The 24,251-nt window shown below is 66.2% G+C and carries 31 protein-coding genes, 2 tRNA genes, 1 other RNA gene, 1 pseudogene and 1 riboswitch; of the genes and pseudogenes, 16 read left to right on the top strand and 19 right to left on the bottom strand.

Annotation, left to right across the window (positions count from 1 at the left end; genetic code table 11):
• Window positions 1-27 precede the first annotated feature (27 nt).
• The 4 genes from ffs to PI246_RS05945 all read right to left on the bottom strand — a co-directional run bounded on the left by ffs (window position 28) and on the right by PI246_RS05945 (window position 1,871).
• Window positions 28-124, bottom strand: an RNA gene (gene ffs / locus PI246_RS05930) — signal recognition particle sRNA small type.
• A gap of 78 nt (window positions 125-202) precedes the next feature.
• A tRNA-Ser gene (locus tag PI246_RS05935) sits at window positions 203-293 on the bottom strand.
• 97 nt (window positions 294-390) lie between these two features.
• On the bottom strand, window positions 391-1,149 hold the full coding sequence (locus tag PI246_RS05940) for an MBL fold metallo-hydrolase (RefSeq protein WP_320550387.1): 759 nt from the start codon (window positions 1,147-1,149) through the stop codon (window positions 391-393).
• Complete coding sequence (locus PI246_RS05945) at window positions 1,146-1,871, bottom strand: 3-deoxy-D-manno-octulosonic acid kinase (RefSeq protein ID WP_320550388.1); 726 nt, start codon at window positions 1,869-1,871, stop codon at window positions 1,146-1,148. Before PI246_RS05945 ends, PI246_RS05940 begins: the two co-directional genes overlap by 4 nt.
• A 46-nt stretch (window positions 1,872-1,917) precedes the next feature.
• Between PI246_RS05945 and PI246_RS05950 the strand changes: the two genes are divergently transcribed.
• Window positions 1,918-2,997: a glycosyltransferase family 9 protein gene (locus PI246_RS05950; protein ID WP_320550389.1), complete on the top strand. Its 1,080-nt coding sequence runs from the start codon at window positions 1,918-1,920 to the stop codon at window positions 2,995-2,997.
• A gap of 151 nt (window positions 2,998-3,148) precedes the next feature.
• On the opposite strand, the gene PI246_RS05955 is transcribed toward PI246_RS05950, so the two are convergent.
• On the bottom strand, window positions 3,149-3,553 hold the full coding sequence (locus PI246_RS05955; protein ID WP_320550390.1) for a DUF6165 family protein: 405 nt from the start codon (window positions 3,551-3,553) through the stop codon (window positions 3,149-3,151).
• Window positions 3,554-3,688: 135 nt separating this feature from the next.
• Here PI246_RS05955 and PI246_RS05960 point away from each other — a divergent pair, with 135 nt between their 5' ends.
• The 3 genes from PI246_RS05960 to PI246_RS05970 all read left to right on the top strand — a co-directional run bounded on the left by PI246_RS05960 (window position 3,689) and on the right by PI246_RS05970 (window position 5,419).
• Window positions 3,689-3,928, top strand: coding sequence for a hypothetical protein (locus tag PI246_RS05960; protein ID WP_320550391.1), 240 nt, complete (start codon window positions 3,689-3,691; stop codon window positions 3,926-3,928).
• A gap of 317 nt (window positions 3,929-4,245) precedes the next feature.
• Entirely contained in the window at window positions 4,246-4,320 is a 75-nt protein-coding gene (locus PI246_RS05965; RefSeq protein WP_320551198.1) for a tryptorubin family RiPP precursor, read from the top strand.
• 58 nt (window positions 4,321-4,378) lie between these two features.
• Window positions 4,379-5,419, top strand: a complete 1,041-nt coding sequence (locus PI246_RS05970) for a cytochrome P450 (protein WP_320550392.1) — start codon at window positions 4,379-4,381, stop codon at window positions 5,417-5,419.
• A 12-nt stretch (window positions 5,420-5,431) separates the two neighbouring features.
• Here PI246_RS05970 and PI246_RS05975 read toward each other — a convergent pair whose 3' ends face one another.
• The 4 genes from PI246_RS05975 to PI246_RS05990 all read right to left on the bottom strand — a co-directional run bounded on the left by PI246_RS05975 (window position 5,432) and on the right by PI246_RS05990 (window position 9,103).
• Window positions 5,432-5,899, bottom strand: coding sequence for a hemerythrin domain-containing protein (locus tag PI246_RS05975; RefSeq protein ID WP_320550393.1), 468 nt, complete (start codon window positions 5,897-5,899; stop codon window positions 5,432-5,434).
• A gap of 123 nt (window positions 5,900-6,022) precedes the next feature.
• Complete coding sequence (locus tag PI246_RS05980) at window positions 6,023-6,739, bottom strand: SDR family NAD(P)-dependent oxidoreductase (RefSeq protein ID WP_320550394.1); 717 nt, start codon at window positions 6,737-6,739, stop codon at window positions 6,023-6,025.
• Between the two features lie 57 nt (window positions 6,740-6,796).
• Window positions 6,797-8,095, bottom strand: a complete 1,299-nt coding sequence (locus tag PI246_RS05985) for a voltage-gated chloride channel family protein (RefSeq protein ID WP_320550395.1) — start codon at window positions 8,093-8,095, stop codon at window positions 6,797-6,799.
• Between the two features lie 70 nt (window positions 8,096-8,165).
• Window positions 8,166-8,229, bottom strand: a riboswitch (Fluoride riboswitch).
• Window positions 8,230-8,254: 25 nt separating this feature from the next.
• Window positions 8,255-9,103: a trypsin-like serine protease gene (locus PI246_RS05990; RefSeq protein WP_320550396.1), complete on the bottom strand. Its 849-nt coding sequence runs from the start codon at window positions 9,101-9,103 to the stop codon at window positions 8,255-8,257.
• A 302-nt stretch (window positions 9,104-9,405) separates the two neighbouring features.
• Between PI246_RS05990 and PI246_RS05995 the strand changes: the two genes are divergently transcribed.
• Window positions 9,406-9,777 (top strand): response regulator, encoded by a 372-nt coding sequence (locus PI246_RS05995; protein WP_320550397.1) that lies wholly within the window; start codon window positions 9,406-9,408, stop codon window positions 9,775-9,777.
• 37 nt (window positions 9,778-9,814) lie between these two features.
• A complete protein-coding gene (locus tag PI246_RS06000) occupies window positions 9,815-10,036 on the top strand; it encodes a hypothetical protein (protein WP_320550398.1) in 222 nt (73 codons plus the stop codon).
• A 92-nt stretch (window positions 10,037-10,128) separates the two neighbouring features.
• Here PI246_RS06000 and PI246_RS06005 read toward each other — a convergent pair.
• Window positions 10,129-11,529 (bottom strand): annotated as a pseudogene (locus PI246_RS06005) (PepSY-associated TM helix domain-containing protein).
• Window positions 11,530-11,612: 83 nt separating this feature from the next.
• On the bottom strand, window positions 11,613-11,948 hold the full coding sequence (locus PI246_RS06010) for a hypothetical protein (protein ID WP_320550399.1): 336 nt from the start codon (window positions 11,946-11,948) through the stop codon (window positions 11,613-11,615).
• Between the two features lie 162 nt (window positions 11,949-12,110).
• On the opposite strand from PI246_RS06010, the gene PI246_RS18465 reads away from it, so the two are divergent.
• Together PI246_RS18465 and PI246_RS06015 are read left to right on the top strand one after the other, a co-directional pair.
• Window positions 12,111-12,485, top strand: coding sequence for a DUF2946 domain-containing protein (locus PI246_RS18465; protein WP_369335406.1), 375 nt, complete (start codon window positions 12,111-12,113; stop codon window positions 12,483-12,485).
• A 56-nt stretch (window positions 12,486-12,541) separates the two neighbouring features.
• Window positions 12,542-14,683, top strand: a complete 2,142-nt coding sequence (locus PI246_RS06015; RefSeq protein ID WP_320550400.1) for a TonB-dependent copper receptor — start codon at window positions 12,542-12,544, stop codon at window positions 14,681-14,683.
• A 217-nt stretch (window positions 14,684-14,900) separates the two neighbouring features.
• Here PI246_RS06015 and PI246_RS18470 read toward each other — a convergent pair whose 3' ends face one another.
• Window positions 14,901-15,173 (bottom strand): hypothetical protein, encoded by a 273-nt coding sequence (locus PI246_RS18470; RefSeq protein ID WP_369335407.1) that lies wholly within the window; start codon window positions 15,171-15,173, stop codon window positions 14,901-14,903.
• Window positions 15,174-15,261: 88 nt separating this feature from the next.
• Window positions 15,262-15,492: a hypothetical protein gene (locus tag PI246_RS06020; protein ID WP_320550401.1), complete on the bottom strand. Its 231-nt coding sequence runs from the start codon at window positions 15,490-15,492 to the stop codon at window positions 15,262-15,264.
• A 157-nt stretch (window positions 15,493-15,649) separates the two neighbouring features.
• Between PI246_RS06020 and PI246_RS06025 the strand changes: the two genes are divergently transcribed.
• Window positions 15,650-15,883, top strand: a complete 234-nt coding sequence (locus PI246_RS06025; RefSeq protein ID WP_320550402.1) for a hypothetical protein — start codon at window positions 15,650-15,652, stop codon at window positions 15,881-15,883.
• Between the two features lie 281 nt (window positions 15,884-16,164).
• Here the strand turns inward: PI246_RS06025 and PI246_RS06030 are convergent, their stop codons facing one another.
• Both PI246_RS06030 and PI246_RS06035 read right to left on the bottom strand, forming a co-directional pair.
• Window positions 16,165-16,818, bottom strand: a complete 654-nt coding sequence (locus PI246_RS06030; RefSeq protein ID WP_320550403.1) for a hypothetical protein — start codon at window positions 16,816-16,818, stop codon at window positions 16,165-16,167.
• Window positions 16,819-16,860: 42 nt separating this feature from the next.
• Window positions 16,861-17,118, bottom strand: coding sequence for a hypothetical protein (locus PI246_RS06035; RefSeq protein WP_320550404.1), 258 nt, complete (start codon window positions 17,116-17,118; stop codon window positions 16,861-16,863).
• Between the two features lie 65 nt (window positions 17,119-17,183).
• Between PI246_RS06035 and PI246_RS06040 the strand changes: the two genes are divergently transcribed.
• The 4 genes from PI246_RS06040 to PI246_RS06055 all read left to right on the top strand — a co-directional run bounded on the left by PI246_RS06040 (window position 17,184) and on the right by PI246_RS06055 (window position 19,139).
• Window positions 17,184-17,567 (top strand): hypothetical protein, encoded by a 384-nt coding sequence (locus tag PI246_RS06040; RefSeq protein WP_320550405.1) that lies wholly within the window; start codon window positions 17,184-17,186, stop codon window positions 17,565-17,567.
• Window positions 17,540-17,683 (top strand): hypothetical protein, encoded by a 144-nt coding sequence (locus PI246_RS06045; protein ID WP_320550406.1) that lies wholly within the window; start codon window positions 17,540-17,542, stop codon window positions 17,681-17,683. The genes PI246_RS06040 and PI246_RS06045 overlap by 28 nt, the downstream gene beginning before the upstream one ends.
• Window positions 17,684-17,814: 131 nt before the next feature.
• A complete protein-coding gene (locus PI246_RS06050; RefSeq protein ID WP_320550407.1) occupies window positions 17,815-18,030 on the top strand; it encodes a DUF4224 domain-containing protein in 216 nt (71 codons plus the stop codon).
• A complete protein-coding gene (locus PI246_RS06055) occupies window positions 18,027-19,139 on the top strand; it encodes a site-specific integrase (protein ID WP_320550408.1) in 1,113 nt (370 codons plus the stop codon). The genes PI246_RS06050 and PI246_RS06055 overlap by 4 nt, the downstream gene beginning before the upstream one ends.
• 86 nt (window positions 19,140-19,225) lie before the next feature.
• Here PI246_RS06055 and PI246_RS06060 read toward each other — a convergent pair.
• Window positions 19,226-19,315: transfer RNA gene (locus PI246_RS06060), tRNA-Ser, on the bottom strand.
• A gap of 147 nt (window positions 19,316-19,462) precedes the next feature.
• On the opposite strand from PI246_RS06060, the gene PI246_RS06065 reads away from it, so the two are divergent.
• Complete coding sequence (locus PI246_RS06065) at window positions 19,463-20,167, top strand: PP2C family protein-serine/threonine phosphatase (protein ID WP_320550409.1); 705 nt, start codon at window positions 19,463-19,465, stop codon at window positions 20,165-20,167.
• Window positions 20,168-20,192: 25 nt separating this feature from the next.
• On the opposite strand, the gene dnaQ is transcribed toward PI246_RS06065, so the two are convergent.
• Genes dnaQ through PI246_RS06080 form a run of 3 tightly spaced genes read right to left on the bottom strand, consistent with a single transcriptional unit; the run spans window position 20,193 to window position 22,075 of the window.
• On the bottom strand, window positions 20,193-20,915 hold the full coding sequence (gene dnaQ / locus PI246_RS06070) for a DNA polymerase III subunit epsilon (protein ID WP_320550410.1): 723 nt from the start codon (window positions 20,913-20,915) through the stop codon (window positions 20,193-20,195).
• Window positions 20,912-21,367 carry a ribonuclease HI gene (rnhA, locus tag PI246_RS06075; protein WP_320550411.1) on the bottom strand — a complete coding sequence of 152 codons (456 nt, stop codon included), beginning with the start codon at window positions 21,365-21,367 and terminating at the stop codon, window positions 20,912-20,914. The genes dnaQ and rnhA overlap by 4 nt, the downstream gene beginning before the upstream one ends.
• 18 nt (window positions 21,368-21,385) lie before the next feature.
• A complete protein-coding gene (locus PI246_RS06080; protein WP_320550412.1) occupies window positions 21,386-22,075 on the bottom strand; it encodes a methyltransferase domain-containing protein in 690 nt (229 codons plus the stop codon).
• Window positions 22,076-22,225: 150 nt separating this feature from the next.
• Between PI246_RS06080 and gloB the strand changes: the two genes are divergently transcribed.
• On the top strand, window positions 22,226-22,993 hold the full coding sequence (gene gloB / locus PI246_RS06085; protein WP_320550413.1) for a hydroxyacylglutathione hydrolase: 768 nt from the start codon (window positions 22,226-22,228) through the stop codon (window positions 22,991-22,993).
• Window positions 22,990-24,240 (top strand): transglycosylase SLT domain-containing protein, encoded by a 1,251-nt coding sequence (locus PI246_RS06090; protein WP_320550414.1) that lies wholly within the window; start codon window positions 22,990-22,992, stop codon window positions 24,238-24,240. Before gloB ends, PI246_RS06090 begins: the two co-directional genes overlap by 4 nt.
• Window positions 24,241-24,251 lie beyond the last annotated feature (11 nt).

Consider the following 24,251-nt stretch of genomic DNA (forward strand, 5'->3'; position numbering starts at 1 on the left):
CGAAAGCGTGGCCCTGAAAGGCGATGACCCTGCCAGCCACACCCCGGCACCCGAATCGTCCGCTACCGTTGCTTCCTTCCGGACCTGGCGGGGTTTACGGACTATCGTCGCGGGGGGACCGACAGGGCCACCATAAAAGATAGTTTTGCGGCCATGCCGCCGGGTGCGTCGGACATCGTCCGGGTCGATCCCGTCAAGCCAGTGGCGGAGAGGGCGGGATTCGAACCCGCGATACGCTATTAACGTATACACACTTTCCAGGCGTGCTCCTTAAACCACTCGGACACCTCTCCACACCGGTAACGCCTCTCCCTTGCCGGCATCCCGTCCGACAAAGAAGCGGAAGGATAACGGTAGCGCTCACCGGATTCAAGCTGCCGCGCGGACTCTTCAGCCCGCCGTGGGCCTCGTCGGGTGGGGCTCGGGCAACGCGATGCGCTCGCCGGGACGTGCCACCCGGTAGCCCCGCGATACGAGCCGTTCGCCGTCGGCGACGCTGCCGTAGTGGTAGAGCACCATGCGTTCGCGCAGGTCGGAGGCGTATTCGCGTTCGAGATCGTCCACGCCGGTGTGCGACGGGTTGCCCACCACGCCGCAATCGTGGGCGACGGTTTCGCCGTGCGCGGCATGGATCGCCAGCGCCTCGGGCACGGGCCGTGTGTCGCCGGTGAAGGCGAAGCTGCCGCGCAACGCAAGGCCGTACGACGTGCCCTGCACATGGTGGCGGGTGGGAAACACGTCGAACCACAGGCCGTCATGCCAGAACCCGCGGGTGCACGGCAGCAGGTGGAAGGCCTCCCAGTAGTTCACGCCGCCCTCGGCCAGCGCACCGGGGTAATCGGCCACCCTGCCCTGCAGCCATGGCAGCAGGGCCGCGTGAAGGTAGACGCGGGTACGTCCGCGCAGCGATTCGTCGAACCACAGGCGGAAGAACAACCGCTCCATGCCGGCCACGTGGTCCATGTGCGTATGGGTGACGTAGAGCGCCGACGGTGGCGCGCCGTAGGCGTCCTGATAGCGGTCGAGCGTGTCAGGACCGCAGTCGACCAGCAGCGACGGCCGACCGTCGCGCTCGAGCACGACGGCGGACGAGCCCAGTTCCACCGCGTGGGCCGCGCCGGTACCGAGGAAACGCAGGTGCCAGCTCATGATCCGTAGCTCCGTTCGTAGGCGGCCATCAGCGCGGGCCAGAGCGTGTCGTCGAACGCATCGCCACTCTCGCTTGCGCCGACCTTGACCAGCGAGCGCCGCAACCTCGCGAGGTTGGCCTTGCGCCAGCGCGCGGCGGGACGGCGCAGGCATCCCTTGTCGAAATCGATGAGGTAGAGGGCGTCGGCGGTGATGAGAATGTTGTGCGCGTTGAGGTCGGCATGCCATGCGCCGACACGATGGAAACGGGCCACCAGTTCGCCGACCCGGGTCGCGAGCGCCTCATTGAAGGCGGCATCGGCCACACGCTCGGCCAGCGTAGCGGCCCCGGCGATGCGCAGGGTCATGAGGTCGGCGCTGTAGCGCCAGCCGTGGCGAACGTAGCGGGCCGCCAGGGGCGGCGAGACCGGCAGGCCCAGGCCCTGCAGCGTCATCAGCAGGCGAAACTCCCGCTCGCTGCGCGTGCGCCGGCGTCCGGTGAAGAGGTAGCGATCGCCCAGCAGGGCGGCGACCATGCCGCCGCGCCGGTAGTGCCGCAGCACGGCCTCCCCGGCCGGCGTGTCGACGATGGCCACGCCGCCCCGCCCTCCGGCCTGCGTGCGCAGCAGGCCGCGCTCGCGCCAGCGGGCGGGCGAGAACCAGTCGTGGTCGACTTGTGATGCAAGGGCCGCGTCGAACAGAATCGTTCCGTCCGCGGCCTCCGTTACGCGTTGGTCTGTCATGCTCCGGCCGCTCCGCGTGGCGGCCTCCCGTTCCGGTAATCCGATCGTGCCCAGTCTAACAAGCCGTCCGCTCCCGTCGGGAGATTCCCAGCTCTGCATCCTGCGGACGTCCGCCATCGGCGACGTCACCCACGTGGTCCCGCTCGTGCGGACGCTGCAATCCAAGGCGCCGGCGACCCGCCTCACCTGGATCGTCGGCAAGCTGGAGCGCCGCCTGGTGGGCGACCTGCCCGGGGTGCAGTTCATTACGTTCGACAAGGGCAAGGGCCGCCAGGGGCTGCGCGATGTGCGCGAGGCCCTGGCGGGACGCCGCTTCGATGCCTTGTTGCACATGCAGGTGGCCTTGCGCTCCAACCTGCTCAGCCTTGCCGTGAAGGCCGATCGCCGCATCGGTTACGACCGGGCGCGGTCGAAGGACCTGCACGGCCTGTTCGTGAACGAGCGCATCCCCGCACGCAGCGGCGAACACGTGCTCGATGCCATGGCCAGCTTCATCGAGCCGCTGGGGCTGGAGCAGACCCAGGTGCGCTGGGATATTCCCGTATCCCCCGACGACCACGCCTGGGCCGCCGAGCAACTCCCCGGCGACCCGCCTACGCTGCTCGTCAGTCCGATGTCCAGTCACACCGTGCGCAACTGGCGGGTGGAGCGCTACGCCGCCTTGATCGACCATGCCATGACGCGAGGCATGCGCGTTGCCCTGGTCGGCGGACCGTCGCAGGCCGAACGGGCGTTGGCCGACGCCATCCTGGGCCAGGTGGCGCGGCCGCCGCTCGACCTCACGGGCAAAGACACCCTGAAGCGGTTCATGGCCCTGCTGGCGCGCGCCGCGATGATCCTCACGCCCGATTCCGGTCCGATGCACATGGCCAACGCGGCGGGCGTGAAGGTGCTTGGCCTGCATGCGGCAAGCAATCCGGACCGGTCGGGGCCGTATTCGGATCGCCGCTGGTGCGTGGACCGGTACGACGCAGCGTCACGCAAGTTTCTGGGCAAGCCCGCATCGGCGATCCCATGGGGCACGAAGATCGAGAAGCCGGGCGTCATGGATCTGATCGAGGTCAGTGACATGGTCGACCGCTTCGAGGCGTGCGCGTCGTTCCTGGGGCTCAGGCTGCCTGGCTGACACCGTAGAGGCAGCGCCGGATCGCCCGCAGGCTCCGACGGGCGACGGTGGGAGCGGACCGTGTCCGCGAACCCTCGGGGCGACCATGGCGGACGACGCCATGCACGTCATCACGGCCCGGACCACCCCTACGATCGACGGTGACGCAGCCTCAGGCCTGCGGCGCGCGGTAGTCCTGGTACGACTTCTCTTCCACGAGCGTCGAACCCAGCTTCACGTTGATCTCGCGCTTGATCTTTGCGCGCTCGTCGTTCTCGATGTAGACCGACCGGGCGAGCTGGATGAATTCGTCGTCGAAGGCCTGGGCCTTCTCCTTCAGGCGGATGTCGTCCTCGATCTTCCACAGGCGCTGGTTCACCGCGAGCAGGCGCGCCGTCTCGTCGGTGATGTCGGTCTGCGAGGCCGAGTCGTTCTTCCAGGTGGCATCGAGCAGCTCAAGCTCGTTGCGGACGTTAGCCAGCTTCGCGTCGTCCTTGATCTCCTGCAGCTTGATCTGGAGGATGGTGATCTTGTCGATCAGCTCACCGTAGGACACGGGGGTCTGGATCAGGCTCATGGCGGTCTCCTGCGTTCGGACGCGGGAGATTAGCAGCTTACGCACGCGTCGGGCATCGGGGCGCCGCAGCGGACGGCGGCTAAAGATCCCCCGCCGCCCGCCGATGGACGTCATGACCGCCGCTATCCCGCCACCATGCCCGAACAGCACGCCCGCCATATCAACCTGCGCACCGTCCTCGCCCGGCTCGACGCCGAAGGCATCGCCGGCTACGCGGAACAGGCGGCATTCATCGGTGAGGTCACCGAACTCAGCCTGTCCATCATGGACGGAGGTGGCGACATCGACGGGCTGTTCGCGCGTCATGTCGAATGGGCTGTGCAGCGGCGAAACGGCTGGATGGACGAGTTGCACTCCGACCCACTCGAGATCTGAGTACTGCGCGTGGCGAACTGCCGTCGTTTCGCGACGACACACGCGGGGCCGACAGCACATTCGTGCCAATGCGATACTTTTCTCCTTGTTTCGCAATAACTTGCGAGAAACCACCCCGCCCATTTCCGGCATAAATGGCCATGCCGGTCTCCGATTGGGATGGCTATCACAGTTACCCGTCTGGTGATGCGTGTCGATCCGACTACGATGAAAACGGGCCGTGCGAAGGCACGCCCTTCGCCGCGCGCCGACCGTTCTCCCCCTGCCGCGCGGCTATTCCACCACTCACCGTCTCAGAGGACTCACCGCTCATGAAGATGCTTTTTTCCCTGAAAAACGTGCTTACCGCGAAGAAGAGCCTGAAGTCGTACGCCTGGTATCTCTGGTACTGATGTTCCTCGCCGTGCCAGGACCTATCCTGGCACGGCATGCGCCCGCACGGAGGCCCCGATGACGCATCGCGCTGTCGCAACGAAACGCACCGTCTTCGCCCCACGGCTCCAGGCCCTGCTGGACGAGCATCGCGGCGAGGACCTTTTCCGGCTGGACCACGACACGATCGGCGTCGCGTGCCCGGAGTTGATCGACCGCCTTCTTTCCGCCCGCTACGCCACCGAATTCGAACGCCCCACGTTCAAACCGCTGCATGGCCGGTCGATCCAACGCGCCGACGCGACGAGATGGATGCAGGCCATCGGCCGTGACGTGCGCGCGGCATTGAAAGCCCCATTGCCGATGCCGGCCAACCTCGCGGGCGAGTGGCCGCAAACCGGTCACGATTACCTTCGCGACCTGCTCCTGGGCCACGACCCGGAGCGCCTGCGCGTGCTCATGAGCCGCGTGCTCGAACTCACGCCCAAGCTGACCTGGTCGGTGATTGCCGTGGGCGCAATCTGGCCCTTCCGCCTCGACGAGAAAGCGTCCGTCGTCGCCGGGATGCCCGCGGCCGCTGACGGCTACCATGATCGTCGCTACGCGATGGGACTCTATCGCCGCACCGTCGCCCCGGTGTGCTTCACCATCTCCACGCTCGTCGCCAACGCGTTGTGGCTGGGCTCGCCCTTCGAGGACGACACGCCGAACGATCACATCCTCTACGAAGCGATGCGCCTGCTTCCCCCATCGTGGAACATCCTGCGCAACGCGTCACCGGAGTTTCCGTCGATCGACCCGCGGATCCGCGCGACCGACGACATCCTGATTCTTCCGCTGCTCAGCCACCGCGATCCGGCCCATTGGGACGATCCGGACATCTTCCGCCCCGAACGCTGGAATACCCTCGACCCTGATCGCTATGCGCCCTATCTCCCCTTCGGTCACCGCGCGGAGCGCTGCTGGGGGCGGCACATGGTGATGCCACTCGCATCGATGCTGCTCGATCTGCTGCGGCGCGAAAGGCTCGCTGTCGACAAGGCGCAGACCGAAGCCACGGTGCCGCTCGCGGGACTGCTCGGGGTATCGGAGGTGCGTGTCACGCGCAGGGCTGCGTGACACGCTTGGCCGTCATGCGGCGGTCGTCAGTTCGCCCAGGATGTCCTTCTTGCGGGCTTCCATGCGCGCACCGAGCTCGGCGAGGCGAGGCTTGTCCAGGAGCTTCTTCGCCTCCTTGAACATCTCGCCATCTTCCTCTTCGATATGGTGTTCGATGAGTTCCTTCAGCACCTTCGCCCGACCGGAAAACTGCTCGGTGGCGGGGTCGGTGTCCATCAGGTCGGGCAGCACGAGATCCTCGGCGGCGCGATGCTCTTCGAGCGCCTCGAAATACATCGTCGCTTCGTCCTTCTTGCCTGCCGCCTTGAACGCCGGATAGAAGATTTCCTCCTCGATGGTGGTATGCGCCTTGAGGTTGACGTGAATCTTCTGCAGAAGCTCCCTGCGCTTCTTCACGGCGCGGGTGGTCGATGTGGCCAGTTCTTCGAGAAGGCTCTTGACCCGTTCATGATCCTGCTTGAGCAGTGCGATGGCATCCATCGGGTCTCCTGGCGGTGGCTGGGAGTGCACAGACTCGGAACCGACCCGTGAGGAAGGTGTCGCACCGCGCGAGAAAGCGCGTTGACGTCGATGAATCACCGACGTCATGGATTCAGCGGCGCATCACCAAGGCACCGTCCGTCCGTCGCGGTCGAGGTAGCGCAAGCCGGGGTTACCCCGCTGGGCGAGCAGGACGTCGATGATCAGCGGCACGGATTCTTCGAGGGTGAACGGCGCATCGGGACCGCCCAGGTCGGTGCGGATCCAGCCGGGCGCCATCGACAGCATCGCCCGTGCGCCATCCGCATGGCGCGCCGCGTAGCCGCGCATGTATTGGTTCAGGGCGGCCTTGGAGCCGCGATAGACCTCGCGCCCACCCCGCTCGTTGTTGGCGATGCTGCCCTGCCCGGACGACATCACGCCGATCACGCCGTCGCCCGACACGAGGGTGTCCAACCGTTCGATCACCCGCATGGGGCTGAGCGCATTGGTCACCATCACCCGCACGAACTCGTCGGTGTCCACCTCCCCGATCGTCTGTCCCGGATCGCTGTTCGTGGTGCCCGCGTTGACAAAGAGCACGTCGAAGACGCGGCCTGACAGACGTCCACGCAGGGCAGCGATCTGGGACGGCTCGTTCATGTCCAGCGTTTCGACGGTCACCCGGCGCGGATGACGCGCCGCAAGGTCATGCAGCGACGTATGCGAGGTGCCGCGCACCGTTCCGGTCACGGCCCAGCCGCGCTCGACCAGTTCCGCCGCCATCGCGTGGCCAAGGCCACGGGATGCGCCGATGAGGAGAATGTGGCCCGCAGGGGCCTGCGACTCGGGAGAATGCATGAGGTGACCTCGATGAAGACAAAGCGATGCGCGCGCGGGGGATCCGGCGCCGTGGTGCTAGGGTGCGTCGCGATCCCGCTGGCGACGATACGCCGGCCACTCGCCGACGCGAAGATCCTCCGGCAGCGAGCGCACGTGCTTGGCGGCGCCCAGTCGCTGTGCGTGATAGATGCCTGCGTGACCCGAGAAGAGATAGCTCGCCACACACGCCATGGCGGCGAACGGTGCGACGGCCGGCCCGAACAACTCGATCGCCATGACCGTCGTGGCGAGCGGCGTGTTGGCGGCACCGGCGAACACGGCGACGAAGCCCAGGCCCGCCAGCATCGCGAACGGCAGATGGAGCCAGGGGGCCAGGCTGTTGCCCAGGGTCGCGCCGATGAAGAACAGCGGCGTGACCTCGCCCCCTTTGAAACCCGAGCCCAACGACACGACGGTGTAGGCGAACTTGCCCACGCTGTCCCACCACGGCAGCGGATGCTCGAATGCGGCGACGATGGTGGGAATGCCGAGCCCGACATAGGCCTGCGTATGCAGCAGATAGACCGATCCGGCGACCATGAGGCCACCCACGAACGGCCGCAAGGGCGGGTAGCCGACCCACCGCTTCATCAGCGCGCCAAAGCGATGGGTCGCCCGGGCGAAGAGCAGGCCGGCCAGGCCGAAGACGACGCCGGCTAGGAGCACGGCGAGCACGCTCGCCGCGGTCACGGGCGGCACCGTACCCACGGCATAGACGGTGTGATGCACGCCCCACGCCAGGCAGACCCGATCGGCTACGATCGCGGCCATGACGCACGGAAACAGCGCGTCGTATCGGAGCCGGCCAATGGCCAGCACCTCCAGGCCGAACACGGCCCCCGCCAGTGGCGTGCCGAACACGGCCGCGAAGCCCGCGCTCATGCCGGTCATCAGGAGCACGCGCCGATCCTCCGGCCGCAACCGGCAGGCCTTCGCCACCTGATCGGCGAGCGCCCCGCCCATCTGCACGGCCGTACCCTCCCGCCCCACCGAGGCGCCGAAGAGGTGGGACACGACCGTGCCGAGGAACACCAGCGGCACCATGCGACGCGGGATCACTTTCCGCGGATCGTGGATCTCGTCGATGATCAGGTTGTTGCCGGCCTCCACGGGCCGGCCCACCCGGTGGTAGACCCAACCCACGGCGAAGCCCGCGATGGGCAGAACGGCGATCAGCCAGGGGGTGGACTCCCGCGTCTGCGTGGCCCATGCCAGGGCAAGGAGAAAGGCGGCGGAAGCGGAGCCGGCCAGCACGGCCGCCGCACAGGCGAGAAGCAGCCAACGGCCGAGATAGTGGAGAAGTTCCCATTGTTCGAGGGAGCGAAGCGCGCGCATGGTGGATCCCGATGGGTGGACGTCACCTGATCCCGGGCGCGGCACGCAGGCCTACACGCCTGGGGAACCAGGACATGTAGGCATCATCAGCCCCGAGGGGCGGTTCGCGGAGGCATGCCATCTCCGTGCGCAGCAGCCTAAAAGGCGCGCGGCGATGCGTCAACGTCCGTCCGTGGCGATGACGCTGTCGATCCACGGGATGTAACGCGATACGCGCACCGCGTAGACGATGGCGCCGTAAAGCCCGCTGACAAACGGCCGACCGGGCCGCCATGTCTTCCAGAACGGGTGATCGGATGGGTACCGGCTCCAGGAGGCCAAGCCGATCACCTGCCGCGACGCGCCATCGCCGATGAAGAGAGGGCCGCCGCTGTCGCCGCCGCCCGTCATGCCTTCCAGCGGCAGCGCGGATGGCGGCGGGTCGAAACGGTACGACACGTAGCGCGTGTCCGTTCCGATGATGAGGTTATAGGCATGCCGCAGGATCCCACGGTGCGCTCCTTGGGGCTCCTGACCTTTGACACCGTCACCCGTGGCACCCTTACCGACCAGTTCCGCCCTCATACCGACCTCGTCATGCCCCCGGTAAAGCACCAACGGCGTGACGCCCTCCACGGGCGCGGCGAGTTCGACCAGCGCGATGTCGTCGGATGCCGCAAGAAAATCCGTCACCTTCGTCAGGCTTCCGGAAGCCAGCGCCTCGTCGACGAGCGATCCGGGAAGCTTCCTGTAACCCGGATAAGTAACGACGCGCTTGACCTTGCGCGCGGTGCCGCCGACCACGACCTCGGTCTGACTCCCCGGCATGATCATCGGCGCCGCGTGCGCGGCGGTCAGCACCCACTGTGGCGCGATCAGGACACCATGCCCTTCACCCGGAAGATCGACCAAGGCGGGATACGTCGACGCGGCCACACGATAGCGGCTTTCACTCACATCGGCCCGCGTAACGACCGCCACGGCGACAGTACTCACCATCCAAAGACATAACGCAAAACACCACTTCATCGACGCATCCTTCGTGTGATCGCTCGCCCTGATCGGGCACCGGACGTTAGCAAGGGACGTGCCGCAGCGTTGGTGCCGGATGCGATCGGACAGGCGCAATAATCACAGGATGATACGCCGCGCACGCGATGTCCGCGGACAGCACGGACGGTTGTTCGGTGCCTCTGCCGGGATGTCGAATCCGGTGCAGGAGACTGGGAAGATCGTCCTCACATTCGCGCACGAGACGCAAGCGGCGTCGATACGGCAAGTTGACGGCGACGAACCCACGCTGCAAGTCACTCTATGGAGCGACACGCACCATGCATTTGATCGAATCGCCTACCACGTGCCTCCTGGTCGAAGACGATCATTTCGTCTCGGATGTCTTCGAACTGATCCTGGAAGACGCGGGCTTTCGTGTGTGCCACGTTGCCGTATCCGAACCGGAAGCGATCGATGCGCTGCTCAAGCGCCGCCCCGACATTGCCCTCGTCGACATCGACATCCAGGGCGGCGACTCGATGGGTGTGGCGACCGCCCTGCTGGCAAAGGACATTCCGGTGGCGTTCGTGTCGGGACACCCACGTACGGTGCTTCCACCGCCATTCTCCTCGCTCCCCTATATGCAGAAGCCGGTAACGCGCGATGCGCTGGTGGGCTTGGCGAAGGCGCTTTCGCGAAGCCAGCCGTGAGCTGGTAGCGACGTGACGTGAGCGCGTCGCCAGACAGGTGAACGATCTCGTTCCGGGAGCGCGGCGCGAAGAAGACGATCTCGGCTGTGCGCACGGCAATGCCTTCGGGCGTTGTGAGGGGCACGCTGGTTTCAGGACTACCGAGCGCGTTGACCGTGTCATGTTCGACATCGACGACTGCGAACAAGGGCTCGAAGAGGAAGCTGGTAAACCCACCTCCCATGCCCATCCGACCCAAAGCGGTTTTACCGATGTGTGAGGCCCCGCCTCAATTCGTCGCCGCTTGCGTGGCACCCGCTGCCCCCCCTGCCAAGCACATATCAAACGCCACCGTGGCGATCCGTGGGATCGTCATCGCGCGCTTGTCACGTTAGTGTTTTCACTCGAAGGGACGCTCAGGCCCAGCACATGCTGTGCGAGCGGGAACCGGCGAAGCACGCCCCGTTCGACGATCAGGACCAGCACAAGAGTGATGCCAAGCAAGGGCAACAGCACCCCCAACACGCATACCAGGGCGATGATCACCGCTGGGTGACGTGCCGAGGCGTGCGCCGGTGGAGCGCCCAACGTGCCCGCCGGACGGCGCCGCCACCACAGCACCACCGAACTCACGGCCATCGTCAACAGGCCCAAAGCAGTCACGACGCCCAGCACCTGGTTGAGCGGGGCAAACAGTTGGCCCTCATGGATCGCGACGCCGTAGCCGATCAGCCGATCCAGAAACGGCCGGTCGGCAAAGCGCACCTGGGAGACGATGGCTCCGCTGGCCGGATCCAGCCGGGCTTCGACCCGTCGGGGCCTGTTTTGGGTATCGGTCCGGGCCGACCATCCCGGTGACAGTGTCGACGGTGGGCTGATCAGCACGGGCGCCGGCCAGCCGAACCGCGCCACGACCGGCACCAGTCGGTCCAGCGGGCTGTAAGCGTCGGGGTCCACCCTGCCCGTGTCGGCCATCGCCCCCATGCCCGCCATGTGGGCGTGCTCGTCGGCCACCGGGGTGTTGGCGGCCCGATTGGTCTGCCGCTCGGCAGCGCTGCCGGTCGTCCAGTCCTGCGCCACGACCGTCTGCGCGTAGGTCTGCCGCACCGTCTTCAGCATCCCGCCCCACGACTTGGACCAGGGCAGGCCCGAGACCAAAAGCGTCAGCGCCATCAGGGACACCCAGAAGCCGGTCACGGCATGCAGATCCCGCCAGAACACACGGCCTCCGGCCGCCAGCCGGGGGAAGATGACGCCGCGAAGGCGCCCGCCCCGAGGCCACCACAGGTAGAGGCCCGTCAGCAGCATCACGATCGTCCAGGAGGCGGCGAGTTCCACCAGCATGGAGCCAGGCGTTCCCGACAGAAGTTCGCCGTGGAGATAGAAAATCACCCGCATGAAGCGATCGTTTTCGTCCACGACATGGAGCACCTGGGCCGTCGAAGGGTCCACGAACACGCGGATGACCTTTGGCCCTTTGCCGATCAAGATGCGGGTAGCCTGGTCGGGCGTCGCCGGCAGTTCATACGCGTTGAGTACTCCACCCGGCACCGCTGCGAGCGCGGCGGCCACCTGGACGAAGGGGGCCTGGGCGGGGCCATGGGCCACTTAAGCGTAGGACCGCTCCAGGAACGGTTCAATCTGGGGTTTGAACAGGTAAATCATCCCGGTCAAGGACAGCCACACGATAAACGGCAAGCAAAACAGCCCCGCGTAGAAATGCCACCGCCAGATCATGCGGTAGGTCGCGCCGCGCGACGTGGAAACGCTCATAAGTCACCCATGCGATCGAGGGCCGAGGGCCCGTACCCCGCGCTGGCGGGGTTCCGTGGGGCAGCGGGGCCGCCCCCACTGGATCACATCACCGGTGGCCCGCGTCCCTGCCGGATCGCCCACGGCGATGGCCCGAACCTTGAGAGTCGCGTCGTGCCTTGGGTGACGGCCGGCAAGACGCCGGCCAGCCAGAGCCATGCGACGGAGGCACCCAGCCACGGGCTCTGCGCCAGCCAGACGCAATAGGCGCAGGCGTCCACCGAGGCGGTGGGCGGCGGGTGACCCGTGTGGCCCACGCACCAGGCGCCGAGGCTCGGTAACCCGGCCCATGCCTGATGGAAGCGGGAGCCCACGGGCACGACCAAGGCCAGCCCCAGGGCCAGCCAGGCCAGGATCACCGTCGGCCTGCGTGTGCGCACCCGCCTCACCCTCACTCACCCCAAAGTCTGGACCTGGGTCCAGATCATGGCATAGTGGGCGGAGGGTCATGCATCCCGGCGCGGCAACGTGCCACAGCGCCCGCCGCCGGCCGCGGGGGCACCATGCGCACGCGACTCGACCACCCGTGGCTCCAGGGACCCATGTTTCGACGACTTCGACCATCGCTGCGCGCGTTTGCCTGGCTCGCCTTCGTGGCGATGGGCCTGGCAGCGTTCGTGCCGGTCGTTTCCCAGGTCCTCCGGCCACCCGCCGCCCTGGTCAGTGGCGGGTGCGAGGGTCACATGGGAAGGGTCCATGAAGGCCAGCCCATGCCCCCGGACCATGGCACCGCGCCCATGGATGCGTGCGGCTACTGCGCGTTCATGGCCCACCACCCTGGGCTGCCGACGGTCCCCGTCGTTGTCATGCGTCCCCCGGCACTCGGGCCGGAGGTTACGCCCGAGGCAGTGCCCCAACGCCTCACCGTTGCCGTCCCCCTGCTCGATGCCGCGCCCCGAGGGCCGCCGCTCGCCTGATTCGACCTGCGCCGACCGCCGAAGCGGTCGTTCTCCCTCCGAATTAGGATTTTCCCATGCTCTCGCACTCCCGCGCGACGCGTCCGTGCGCGCCCGCTCGCCTCAACCGGTGGGCCCGCCGTCCGCTGCCCGTGTTCATCGCCCTCGCCTGCCCGGCCTTGGCGTATGCCAGTGACCCGCCGTCCACCGACCACCTCACACCCATCGTGGTCACCGCCCCGATGGAAACCAGCCCGCTCACCGTGGTCACCGATCCGAAGGCTCCCCGCCAGCCCGTGCCCGCGAGCGACGGCGCCGACTTCCTCAAGTCCATCCCGGGCTTCTCGACCATCCGAAAGGGCGGTACCAATGGCGATCCCGTGCTGCGCGGCATGGCGGGGTCGCGCCTCAACATCCTGGTGGACGGTGGCCAGATCGGCGGCGGTTGTCCTTCCCGCATGGACCCGCCGACGTCTTACATCTCGCCCCAGCTCTACGACAAGGTCACGGTGATCAAGGGACCCGAGACCGTGCTCTACGGGCCGGGCAACTCGGCCGGCACGGTGCTGTTTGATCGCGAGTTCGTCCGTTACACCGAGCCGACCGTCGGCCTCAACGCCAGCGTGCTGGGTGGCTCCTGGGGCCGGAACGACCAGATGGTGGATCTCCGCGGGGGCACCTCGCAGGGCTACCTCGGCATCAGCGCCAACCACACCCATTCCCAGGACTACGAAGACGGCAACGGCGACCGCGTGCGCTCGTATTACGACCGCTGGAACGCCGATGCCACGGTGGGCTGGACGCCGACCGACGACACCCGCGTGGAACTGACCGCCGGCCGGGGTGACGGCAAGGCCGCCTATGCGTTTTCCAGCATGGATGGTGCCCAGTTCCTGCGCGAGAGCGCCGGGCTGAAGGTCGAGATCAAGAACCTCTCCGAGCACGTCACCCAACTGGAGGCTCAGGTCTACACGAACTACGCCGACCACGTGATGGACAACTACACCCTGCGCGATCCCGACCCCGCGTCGATGATGCCCATGGCCATGGCCAGCGATGTGGCCCGACGCACCCATGGTGGGCGGGCCGCGGTCACGATGGACTGGCCGGACGTCGTCACGGTCGTCGCCGGCGTGGACGGCTCGACCAACACGCACACGGTGCGCAACGGGGGACCGCCCGGCAGCATGATGGGGTACTACCGCGACCTGCCGCGGGACCGTGATGCCCGAATGAGCACGATTGGCACGTTCGCCGAGGCCACCTGGCGACTCGACGCTACGTCACGGCTGATCACCGGCGGCCGAGCGGATCGAGCGCATGCGCGCGGCTACACCCTCGCCTCGGATGACAGCGGGATGGGGATGGGCGACATGGACGTGGGCGGGATGGACATGGGCATGGGCATGGGTGCGTCGGCGACCACCGCCGCGAGCCGGTCCAACTGGCTGCCTTCGGGTTTTGTGCGCTACGAGCACGACCTGGCAGCGATGCCGGGCACGTTCTATGCCGGTGTGGGCCATGTCGAGCGCTTCCCCGATTATTGGGAGTTGTTCGGCGGCCACGTGGCCGGGGACGTGGACGGCTTTCGCCGTGTTGCTCCGGAAAAAACGACCCAGTTGGACATCGGCTTCCAATATCGAACCGATCGCCTCAAGGCGTGGGTGTCGGCCTACACGGGCGTCGTCAACGATTTCATCCTGATCCGTTACGGTCTGAATGCGATGGCCACGGGAGCCGCTCGTAACGTCAGTGCCCGCACGGCGGGCGGCGAGGCGGGCGCGGTGTTTGCCTTGACCGATCACTGGAAGGTGGACGGCACCCTGGCCTATGCCTGGGGCGAGAACCGAACGGATCACCGCCCGCTGCCACAGATGCCCCCGTTGGAAGCCCGCTTTGGGCTGACGTACGACACCGGGGCATGGTCCGCCGGCGCCCTGTGGCGCGTGGTTCACTCGCAGCACCACGTAGCCGTGGGCGACGGCAACATCGTCGGACAGGATCTCGGTCCCACGGGCGGGTTCGGCGTGTTCTCGCTCAATGGCGGCTACCGCTTCTCCAAGACCATGACGCTAAGTGCGGGTGTGGACAACCTGCTCAACAAGACCTACGCGGAACACGTCAACGCGGCCACCGCCGGTTTGGTCGGTTACGTGAACACCACGCGAGTCAACGAGCCTGGCCGGACGCTGTGGGCCAAAGTGGAGGTGACCCTGTGATCGGTCTTTTCCGACGACGCCCGCCGCCTATGGCCTTGGATGCATCGCACTAGGGAAATGGATCGCGGTGAGGCGCGTGGATCGGTGTCGCGCCGTTGGAGCCATCCCCTCTTCGTCATGCCTGCGACGTCACGGGGCCGTTGGCTAGCCCGCCGGTGGGCCCGACGGGCGGTCGCAGGCTCACCTCGACCTGCGGAAAGGGGATGATCACGCCGGCCTAGTTGAGCGCCGAAAGCGTCTGGGCCAGCAAGTCGCTCTTCACGTTGCCCCATGTGTCGAGGTCGGGCGTCCAAGCTCGCAGAACGAACTGGAGATCACTCGAGCCATACCCTGCGAACTGTGCCGATGGTTTGGGGTCCGCTGCGACGCCAGCGGTCAGGGATGCCGCTGTTTCCAGTAGTGAGATGACCTTTGCCGGGTCGGACCCATACGCGGCTCCCACCGCGATCTCGACGCGCCGGAGCGGGCGCCAAATCGGGGTGGAGCGCATCGCCTTCGGATGGGAGACAGGCCTTCGCCCTTAAAGAACATGGAGGGAAAGGCGAACGTTGCCTCGGACCTTCGCTTGCCGCCGAGGCCTATGAGGTCAACGGCGCGGTCAGATCAGGCTTGAACAGCCGCCAGATGCCATCAGCGCCCTCAACGCTGACGTAGGCCTCCCCACCCTGTCGAACATGAGCGCGGGCATGTTCCATGGCAAACGTCATGGCATCGAGCCGGGTCACGAACGCGTGGGGGACACCGTCGAGCAGTACGGTGAACCCATCGAGGCTGGCCTTGAAAGGCACGTCTAAGAGTAGGGCAGGCATGTAGGGGGCCAGCTTCGCAGGCCACCCGATCGTGACGTTGCCGAATGATGCGCTGTCATTCCATGACGGTGATGTGAGGGCAATCCTCTTACGCGCAGCGCATGCACTCGTGCGCGAGTAGAAGGTCTACGGCGAAGACCTGGAAACGATCCATGATGTGCTGCGCGTGCTGGAAGCCGCCACCCTCGCCTCGCCCAGCGCCGGGGCGGTGGTAACAAAGCGGTGGCCCAAGGTCGAGTTATTGTTTTTCCGCGAACTTTCGGACGATCAGCGGCTCAAGCTGTTCTCCCTGCACGATCTTCCCGTTGACGAAATCGGACTGTCGCTTGACAGCCAGAAACTGGCACTGCGTTATTTGCTCGCCGCCGCGCCGGAGGTGCCCCGTGGCTAAGATCAAGGCGCGCAAATTTGACTCCTTGACTCTAGCCACATTCAGCCTGCCACGGAGAAAAAAGCAACCGAGTAAGACTGGAAGAAGCTCCAGAGTTTAGGCGCTGCGGTCAGGTTCGATGACAGTCGCTGGGTTGTGACGCTTCCCGCCTTGGACGCTCTGGCCGAGTGGAACCGGCAACACCGAAAAGCGATTGAAGACCGAATGGCGGATACCCGCACGGCGGGGGATGGGGAGGTTGGCAGTGGCTGAAGGTGTCTTGGTGCTACGTGCGAACCGACCTAAGCGTCTATGGGCTCAGGTGCTAGCAAGTCGAGATATGCGCGATCACCCGTGCCTTTGGCCAGCGCGTTCGTAATTCGATTATGCGTCAACGTCAGTCCCTGATAGTGCCGATGACATTCAGCCCTAGCATCGTCGTTTTGCGCAGCGAGTGCAGCATTGCCTCTAATTGCCGCCAATCTGATCAGAATCGCCTCGAAATCAGTTCTCACCAATCTAAATACCCTGGTTCCTTCAAGTCCAAGTTCGAACTGATGGTTACTAAAAGAATCAACCTCGAGTTGCGCAGCGCGAAGCGAGGCATGAAGCCTTTCTGCCATCGAGTAGACGTCGCCGTACCCAAAACCAGGAAACTTCGTCAGAAAGTTGCGCGTGTCGATGAGGCTCGCAACCACCACGTCGGCGAAATGCTTGAGAGCGTCGAGCCGGCTGACTTCCTTGGCCGCAGATGCAGCGTCGAGCTGGCTACGAAGAACTATGAACGCTCCGCCCACTGAAAGCACGGAGCCGGCCGCAGCGCCAACAATATTCGCGGAGCTATCGGGCAGAACCCATCCGGCCGGATACCGAATAAGCACTCCTACGATAATTCCCACCGCAAACGAAACGATGAGACTGCCGTGCATACGGAACCAGCGAAGAACTCTTCCCATGCGTGACCCCTAATCCTTTTCTGTGCGCCGATGGCATCCAATTCAGTCGAAATCGCGGTAGTTAGTGACCTCGCCACGCCCCTCACGGCGTTCGGCAAACAGCAATCCCTCTGCAAAACCAATATTGCTCGCCAGTTCGAACGTCGCCGCAGGCGTAGTTTCGCCACTGCCTATCGCCAGCGCATCGGGGCCTAGCTCGGTATCGAACACCTCCCAGTGCCCCACCCATTTTCCAGCCGACGTCTGGAAGCCCTCTAAGACGGTCACCCGAACGTTGTACTTGCCGTGAGGCTTATCCATGCGTGAACTCCCATCCTATTCAGTGCCCCGATGGTGCGCGCCATCCTCGAAGGCCGCAAGACCGTATGCGCCTGGTCGTGAAAGACATCCCCGGGATTCCCGGCGTCAATCCGAACTTCAGCCAGGGGCGTGCCTTTTCCAACGGGAGCCTGTTCCACATCGCTGGCAGCGTGGAAATGACCAGCGGGCTCCGTGCGCCCTACGTTGCCGGTGATCGGCTGTATGTAAAGGAGGCTTGGGTTCCGGGCTACGACCACGCCCCCGATTCCGAAAAGCCGATGGTCACGGTGATCTTTAAGGCCGACAACGAAGAGCGGATGGTGGCTGCGCCATCGTGCGAACTGGCGGACGAGTGGGATGCCCGCTATTCGGAGGACGGAGATCGGCCGCCACGCCCACGCTCCGCCGCCAGCATGCCGAAGTGGCCGCCCGCATCTGGCTTGAGGTGACGCGCGTCCGCGTGGAGCGGATCCAGCAGCTCACGGCCGAACAGGCCATCGCCGAGGGCGTGCAGACTGCCCTACGCGAGCACGACGCCGTGGTCGACCTGCCAGCAATTCGCTGACATCTGGGACAGCAACGCCGACCCGGGCACCTTCGCGGCCGACAACTCGTGGGTGTAGGTAGTGGAGTTTCGTCGCGTGACCCGGCATGCGGCCCATGGCGAATCGAATGTTGAGCGAGCGGGAGGGGTCGATGCTTAATGGCTGCCTGAAGGCGGACGAGCTCTTAGAGCTCACTGGGTATGACCGGCTGGCGGATCTCCGTCGGTCGTTCGACGCCCAGGGCATCCGCTACCACTTGGGCAAGGGCGGGAAGCCGTGGACGACCATCGATCTGATCAACGCAGCGGCAGGCCTGGCTCCGGCGAACAGCGAAGCGGAGCGGCCACTGGGGCCGGACGACGTGTGAAGCGCATGGGCCGGCCACGACTCATCGACAAGACCATCCCCGCCCACATCGATCAGTCGAGCATCCCCAAGGGGGCCTACTGGTCGCGCACCGATCGCCATTGGTTCACGGTGCTGGTGGAGGATGGGAAGCGGAAGCGGCGGAAGCTCGCTGGACCGGAAGTGCGCCTGTCGGACCTGCACCGCATCCTGGAGGAGTTCGCGGGCGTCGAGCGCGGCACGCTGCTGTGGCTGTGTGAGCTTTTCCACGAGACGTCGAAGTTCAAGGCGCTCGCCGCCAAGACGCGCGAGGACTATGAGGCGCAGCTCAAGATCGTTCGCACCTACCAGACAAAGCGGGGGCCGCTGGGGTCGCTGCGCGTCGTGGATCTGACGACACCCTTCGTGCAGCGCCTGGTGGACAAGATCGGCGGCGAGCACCCCTCGAAAGCCAACCATCTGCTCCGCTACCTTCGCCGGGTGCTGAATTGGGGCGTGACGCGTGGGCACTGCGGCAAGAATCCCGCCGCGGGCGTGGAGCAGGCCGTCGAGCGCCGGCAGCGCCGGCTACCGGCCGAGGTGGCCTTCGCCGCTGTGCGCGCGGAAGCTCAAGCCCACTTCCCCCACTATGTCTGGATTGCCCTCGAACTTGCGTTCTTGCTGCGGCTTCGTGGGATTGAGGCGATCACGCTGACTGACGCCCACGCCAGCGACGAGGGTGTGCAAACCAATCGCCGCAAGGGTTCTCGCGACACCCTGATCCTCTGGTCGCCACGGTTGCGAGCGGCGTGGGACGAGGCTATCCGCCAGCGGAATGCGATCTGGGCGAAGCGCCGGATGCCTGTGCCGATGCAGGCGATCGACCGCCTGGTGCTCGTGAACGTGCACGGCAAGCCTGTCACGCGCCGGGCGCTCAGCACGATCTGGCAGACGTTGATGAAGCACTGCATCGAGAAGGGGGCAATCGCGCCGGAGCAGCGCTTTGGCATGCACGACGCTAAGCGCAAGGGCATCACGGATACCAAGGGCACGCGGGCGGAAAAGCGCGAGAGCAGCGGCCACAAGAGCGACGCCATGATGGACGTCTACGACCTCAGCCTTCCACGAACGACCACGCCCGGCGGCGTTTGAAACGCATCGACTCTTACGGGGAGTTTTACGGGATGGCAGAAAAACGAGGCCCCGCACGGTGGCGGGGCCTCGTAAGTCAATGTATATGGCGGAGAGGGTGGGATTCGAACCCACGGTACGCTTACACGTACGCCTGATTTCGAGTCAGGTACATTCGACCACTCTGCCACCTCTCCGGGAACGGTCGTCAACAGGATTGGGGCCCTGTCGAGTCGGCAATCATAATCGGTCTTCCGCGCCGTGACAACAGGCGTTTGATGGGGCATCCTGCCCCGGCATGCGGGGCGTTTCGGCGCCCGGCCCTTTCGTTTTCCAAGGCCCTCATGATCGAGTTCGGACACGGCACGCATACCGGGCTTCGCCGGCTGCGCAATGAAGATACCTACTACGCCGACGCGTCGCTGGGGCTGTTCCTGGTGGTCGACGGCATGGGTGGGCATCGGCATGGCGAGGTGGCGTCGGCCACGGCGCGCGACGGCGTGGTGGCCCAGGTCAGTGCGGGCCAGTCGCTGGTCGATGCCATCCAGCGGGTCAACGAGGCGCTGATCGCGCGATCGAGTGGGCTCAGCGAGTCGCGGCCGATGGGCACGACCATCGCGGCTGTCCGTGTGGAGGGACGCAGCTACGAAGCGGCCTGGGTCGGTGACAGCCGGATCTACCGCTGGGACGGCACACTGGAGCGGCTCTCGCACGATCACTCTATCGTGGAAGCCCTGGTCGAGGCCGGCGAGCTGACCGAAGCCCAGGCGCGCAACCACCCGCAGCGGAGCCTGCTGACCCAGGCGCTCGGCATCACCCTGCCCGACCAGTTGCACATCGGGCTCGCCCGGGGCGAACTGCGCGCCGGGGCCCGCCTGCTACTCTGCACCGACGGCCTCACCGACGAGGTGGACGACGCCCGCATCGCCGCGATCGTGTCACGCTCGGACATCGCCGCGCAGGAAGCCGTGGATCATCTCATCCTCCAGGCGTTGTCCGGCGCGGGGCGCGACAACGTCACCGCCATCCTGCTGCGCGCCGCCGACTGAGCCAGCCGCCGACACCGCGCACGACTCAGTGCAGGGTGTCCGATTCCAGCTTGCGCCAGACGCTCTGGCCGCCCGCGGCCTTGTCGAGCGCGTCCAGACGCTTGTCGTGCAGGGCCCGTTCGTCGGCCGTGGCGCGAAGCACGATCGGGCGGCGGGTGATCACGATGTCGTCCAGATGACTGGACGCCGCGCGGTCGGCGCCGGGATCGAAAACGAAGTCGAGGCCGACCTGGCCCGACGTCATCGCGATATAGACATCGGCCAGAAGCTGCGCGTCGAGCAGGCCACCGTGCAGGTCGCGCTTGGTGTTGTCCACGCCCAGGCGCTTGCACAGCGCATCGAGGCTGTTGCGCTGGCCGGGATACATCGTGCGCGCCATCACGAGCGTATCGAGCACGCTGGCGTGGTCGGCGACGCGGCCGTACTGCGCGCCGGCCATGCGCAACTCGGCGTCGAGGAAGCCCACGTCGAACGCCGCGTTATGGATGATGAGTTCGGCGCCCTTGATGAAAGCCAGGAACTCCTCGACCTTGTCGCGGAAGAACGGTTTGTCGACCAGGTCTTCGTCGCGGATGCCAGTGACCTTGCTCGCTTCCTCGTCGATGGCACGCTCGGGATTGAGGTAGGTGTGGAAATGCCGCCCCGTGGGACGCCGGCCGATCATCTCGACCGCACCGATTTCCACCAGGCGGTGGCCCTGCTGGACCTCCAGGCCCGTGGTTTCCGTATCGAGAACGACCTGCCTCATGCCACCTTGCCCTTCGCCTTGTAGATCAACGCCTGGTCGCGCGCGGCCGTGTCCACGCGCTCGTTTTCGTCGTGGCCGCTATGGCCCTTCACCCACTCCCAGGTCACCGTGTGCGCCGCCGCGGCCGCGTCCAGGCGCACCCAGAGGTCCTGGTTCTTCACGGGCTTCTTGTCGGCCGTCATCCAGCCGTTGCGCCGCCACTTGGGCACCCACTCCTGCACGCCTTGCATGACGTATTTGGAATCGGTCATCAGGTGGACGCTGCAGCGTCGCGTGAGCGCTTCGAGGCCCGCGATGGCGGCCATGAGCTCCATGCGGTTGTTGGTGGTGTCCGGCTCGCCGCCGGAAAGCATCTTCTCGATGCCCTTGGCGCGCAGCAGCGCGGCCCAGCCTCCCGGGCCGGGATTGCCGAGGCAGGCGCCGTCGGTGAAGAGTTCAACGGTGTCGGTCATGTACGGGTTCGGCTAGAGCTAGAGGGTTTGACGGGCGTTGCGGCGGGCGCCGGAAGCAAGCGTGCCGGACATCGGCGACGGCACCGCCACCAGGCGGGGGCGCAAGGGTACCGCCGCGGGACGTTTTTTGCGCGCCAGCAGGAGGTATCCCCCACCGATCATCGATTCGCCGAAGGGCACGCCGCTCGCCCGAGGCCAGGGGCTGCCTACGCGCCTGGGCATGGCCAGCTCGAAATCGTCGCGCACGAGCCGCTGGCTCCACCACCACGGCCAGGTGAGCCGGGGCCGCGTGCCCCGGCTGTGCCGGGCGACCCACGGCGACCACAGGCCCACGGGATGGATGCCGGTAATCGCCAGCATGCCGCCCGGCGCAAGCACGCGGATGGCTTCGTCGAGCAGGTTGTCCTGACGAGCCGTGGTTTCCAGGGCGTGCCGGAGCAGCACCACCCCGAAGGCGTCGTCGACGAACGGGAGGGGCTCCAGGCCGCTCGCGCGCACGTCGCCGGCCAGGGACGCTCCACCCACCCTCACCGTGGCCCAGTGCCCCAGCAGGGGCAGCGCGGGCACCCCCGCCTGTGCCGCGGCGGTCAGGTGCAGGCCGTGGTCGGCGGTGCAACGGGCCAGCATCGGACCGAGCACGCGGGCTTCGTCGGCAAGCAGCTTGCCGATCTGCGGAGAGGCGTAGATGTCCGGGGCGAACTGGGGCATGGGGGGAGTGTAGTCACGTTGAACGGGCTCCGCACGGTTAACGGGCTTCTAACAAGACGCCGATACCCCGTTGATATAGTCCGGCGGCCCGCCCTTTCCGGCGGCCATTCCCTGGGTGTTCGCGCCCTATGACGTCACGGAGCCGGCCCGATGCACTGGGTACCCGTCGCGGCCTTGAGCGACAACTACATCTGGCTGGTCGCCGATGACGAGGGCAATGCCTTCGTCGTGGATCCCGGTGACGCCACCCCCGTCGAAGCCGCGCTGGCCGAGCGCGGTTGGACGCTGCGCGCCATCCTGCTCACGCACCACCACGCCGACCACATCGGGGGCGTCTCCGATCTCGTGGCCCGCCACGATGTCGAGGTCTACGCGACCGACGACCCGCGTATCCAGCCGAAGAACCGTTTCGTGGAAGACGGCGACGTCTTCGAACTGGAGTCGCCGAAAGCACGCTTCCGCGTGATCGCCGTGCCCGGGCACACGCGCTCGCACGTGGCCTATGTCGGCGAAGGCTTCCTGTTTTGCGGCGACACGCTTTTCAGCGTGGGCTGCGGCCGGCTTTTCGAAGGCACGCCGGAGCAGATGCTCGCCTCGCTGGATCGTTTCGCGGACCTGCCCGGTGACACGCTGGTCTGCTGCGCGCACGAGTACACCGCGGCCAACGTCCGTTTCGCGCTGAGCGTCGATCCGGACAACGGCCCCTTGCGCCTCCGTCGTGACGAGGTGGCGCGCCTGCGCGAGGAAGGCCGCCCCAGCGTGCCCAGCCGCCTCGCCGACGAATACGCCACCAATCCCTTCCTGCGCGTGGACAGCGAGGCGATCGCCCGCTGGGTGACGGCGCAAGGCATGGAAGACGCCACGCGTACGCAGCGTTTCGCCGCGTTGCGACAGGCCAAGGACACCTTCAACGCATGATCGCTCCCACACGACGGCTGCTGCCGGCCCTACTCCCGTTGATCCTCACTGCCTGTGCCGGCGCGCCTACGCGCCCCGTGCCAGCACCGGCCACGCCCACGCCGCCGCCCGTGGTGAACGATGTCGCGGTCGTGCCGAAGATGATCCGGCCGGCACCGCCGGCGGATTTCTGGGCGAGCATGCGCGACAGCTTCGGCATGCCGGGCTGCTCCGCCGACCCGCAGGTCACCGCGTGGGCACGCACCTACACGAAGATGCCGAACCGGTTCGAGCAGCAGGTCAACGAGGTGCTGCCGCTCATCGTCTACGCGCACAAGTCGGCGATGCAACACGGCGTGGCCGGCGAGTTCGCGCTGCTGCCCTGGGTCGAAAGCCAGTATCGCCACGTGCCCGGCAAGAAGAACCGCCCGGCGGGCATGTGGCAGATCATGCCGGAAACCGCACGCACCCTCGGTCTGCGCGTGGAAAAGAACTACGACGAGCGCCTGGACATCACCAAGTCCACCGACTCGGTGATGTCGATGATGCGTCGCTATTACGACGACCTCGGCGACTGGCGTCTGGTCGACGTGGCTTACAACGCGGGCGAGTTCGGGCTCAAGCGCACCATCGACAAGCACGGTGGCCCGTCGGACGACGACGGCCTGCCCGACGTGCCGATGAAGGCCAATACCAAGGAGCACCTCGTCAAGCTCATGGCCATCGCGTGCATCGTTCGCGACCCCGGCCGCTTCAACGTGCAGCTACCCCGCCAGGACAACGACGGCGCGTTGCAGGTCGTGCAGGTGTCCAATCCCCAGTCGCTCGCCCAGGCGGCAAAGCAGTCGGGGCTGTCGATGAACGACCTGCGCGATTTCAATCCCGCGTATCGCAACACCAAGGGTACGGTCACGTCGACGCTGCTGCTGCCCAAGAGCGCCGCCGATCAATACAAGCTCGGTCCGGTTGCACCGGTCGACAACGTGGCCGATGTGTCGACGGATACCTCCGCGGACGATGACGCGCCGGCGGAAACGACCCCGAAGCGCAGCGCGTCGAAAGCCAACAAGAAGGCCGTCGCGTCGACGAAAAAGCCTGCGACGTCCAGCGCGCCCGAGGTGGTGATCCATAAGGTCAACAGCGGCGAATCGCTGTGGTCGATCGCTCGCCTGCATCAGGTAAGCGTCGAAGAGCTCGTCAAGTGGAACGACCTGTCGTCGAAATCCGTGAAGCCTGGCCAGGTGCTGAAGCTGACGGCGTCGCGCTGACGGCGGCTCGC

Source organism: Luteibacter sahnii, assembly GCF_034063545.1.
In the GTDB taxonomy this organism is placed as follows: Bacteria; Pseudomonadota; Gammaproteobacteria; order Xanthomonadales; family Rhodanobacteraceae; genus Luteibacter; species Luteibacter sahnii.